This window comes from Streptomyces murinus (assembly GCF_002154555.1).
Classification (GTDB): Bacteria; Actinomycetota; Actinomycetes; order Streptomycetales; family Streptomycetaceae; genus Streptomyces; species Streptomyces murinus.
The window spans coordinates 1-1,985 of the sequence record NZ_MUNF01000838.1 but is presented as its reverse complement, the minus strand read 5'-3'; the positions used below and the strand labels follow the sequence as shown (position 1 = coordinate 1,985).

The 1,985-nt window shown below is 70.1% G+C and carries 1 protein-coding gene and 1 pseudogene; both read right to left on the bottom strand.

Translation table 11 applies throughout. The features are described 5' to 3' along the window. Positions 1 to 26: 26 nt before the first annotated feature. Positions 27 to 1,538, bottom strand: coding sequence for an APC family permease (locus CCN72_RS35675; RefSeq protein ID WP_086812525.1), 1,512 nt, complete (start codon positions 1,536 to 1,538; stop codon positions 27 to 29). Between the two features lie 129 nt (positions 1,539 to 1,667). Continuing rightward, a pseudogene (locus CCN72_RS35670) lies at positions 1,668 to 1,985 on the bottom strand (diacylglycerol kinase); the annotation flags it as partial.

The window sequence follows — 1,985 nt, the reverse complement described above, 5'->3', positions numbered from 1 at the left end:
CGGGACTAGAAACACCGCTGAGTCCGTCACCGTGCCCTGGTCTCCTCCAGGATGGTCCGGCCCAGCAGCGCGTACCGCTCAGGTGCCCGCCGCTTGAGGTACCGCGCGTACGCCACCCCCACCACCGCGACCGCCCCCACCAGCCACGGCGTGGCCCGCAGCACCAGCGATCCCGACTCGCTCCCCGCCGCCGCCCCCATGTTGGACACCAGCAGCACCACGACCCCGAGCATCGCCACCCCGCCCACCAGCGGCGCGGCGAACGTACGGAACCAGTGCCGGCTCTCGGGGTGGTGCGAGCGGAAGTACGCCAGCACGGCGAACGAGCAGACGGCCTGGACGACGAGGATCGCCATCGTCCCGAGGATCGCGAGCAGCACGTACGTCCCGGTGTACGGGTCCTTCCCCGCGATCCAGAACGCGCCGATCAGCACGGCCGACACCCCCGTCTGCACCAGCCCGGCGATGTGCGGCGAGCCGTGCCGGGCGTGGGTGCGGCCGACGGTGCGCTGCAGCGAGGGCAGCACGCCCTCGCGGCCCAGGGCGTAGAGATAGCGCGCGGCGCAGTTGTGGAAGGCCATCCCGCAGGCCAGTGACCCGGTGATCATCAGCCACTGCATGACGTCGACGGCCCAGTGGCCGACGTACCGCTCGGTGGGGTCGAAGAACATCGACAGGGGGTTCGCGGAGGACGCCGCCCGCACGGCCGCCGCCTCGCCGTTGCCGCAGATGGCCATCCAGGAGACGAGGACGTAGAAGACCCCGACGCCCAGGACGCTGACCATCGTCGCCTTGGGGATGATCCGCTTGGGGTCGCGGGACTCCTCGCCGTACATCGCCGTGGACTCGAAGCCGACCCAGGACCAGAAGGCGAAGAAGAGGCCGAGCCCGGCGGACGTGCCCTTGAACGCGTTGACCGGGTTGATGGGCGCGAGGCTGAACCCGTGCGGGCCGCCGCCGTGCAGGGCGACGGACACGGCCATCGCGGCGAGCACCGTGACCTCGGTCGCCAGCAGCACCACCAGCAGTTTCTCGGCGACGCTGACCCCGAACCAGGTGCCGGTGGCGTTGATCGCCAGCATCAGGATCGCGAAGGACCACCAGGGCAGATGCAGTCCGGTCTGGTCCCGCAGGGTGGTCGTGGCGAAGGTGGAGAAGATCCCGATGAGCGCGGGCTCGAAGACGACGTAGGCGAAGGTGGCGAGCAGTCCGGAGGCGAGCCCGATCGTGCGGCCGAGGCCGTAGGAGATGAATCCGTAGAAGGCGCCCGTCGACGTGATGTGCTTCGCCATCGAGGTGAATCCGACGGAAAAGATTGCCAGTACGACCATTGCGACGAGATAACTCGCGGGCGCCCCGATGCCATTGCCCGACGACACCATGAACGGCACGTTCCCGGTCATCGCGGTGATCGGCGCGGCCGTCGCCACGGCCATGAACACCACGCCGAGCAGTCCGATGGCATTGGGTTTCAGCCGATGAACCGTTTCGCCTCCAGCGGTGCCCGCCGCCGGTACGACACCCTCGTCCACTGCCATGAAAATGACCCCCTCCGGGTCCGCTCCCTGGGTCCTGATGGAGCAGGATGCTGGACGAGAAGGGGGCACGGGAAGGGGTCGGGACGGTTAAATATTTGTCACTAGACCATTGGAGCGAGGCGCGCGGGGTCACGGACGGGCGGGGAGCACCAGTCCCCACGCCCCCTCGGCCACCCGCCAGGTCCGGCGTCGTACCGGGCCCGTCACCAACGCGTCCGCCCGGTAGTGGAAGTCGGGGCCGGTGACCGTGACCGTGCGCCCGGAGGCGCGCAGGGGCCCGGCCTCGGCGCCCACGGAGAGGGGATGGACCTCCAGTTCGGCGAGGCCGCCGGTGGCCGGGGTCAGGGAGAGGGACTCCACCGGCTGGTCGAGGTCCACCAGCGCCTCGCCGTCGACCTCCACCCGCAGCCGGGTGGGGCCGGGGGCGGGTATCGCGGACAGCCGGGT

Excerpts from the sequence above, each read along its gene's own strand:
- CCN72_RS35675 (WP_086812525.1), bottom strand. The coding sequence starts at position 1,538 with ATGGCAGTGGACGAGGGTGTCGTACCGGCGGCGGGCACCGCTGGAGGC.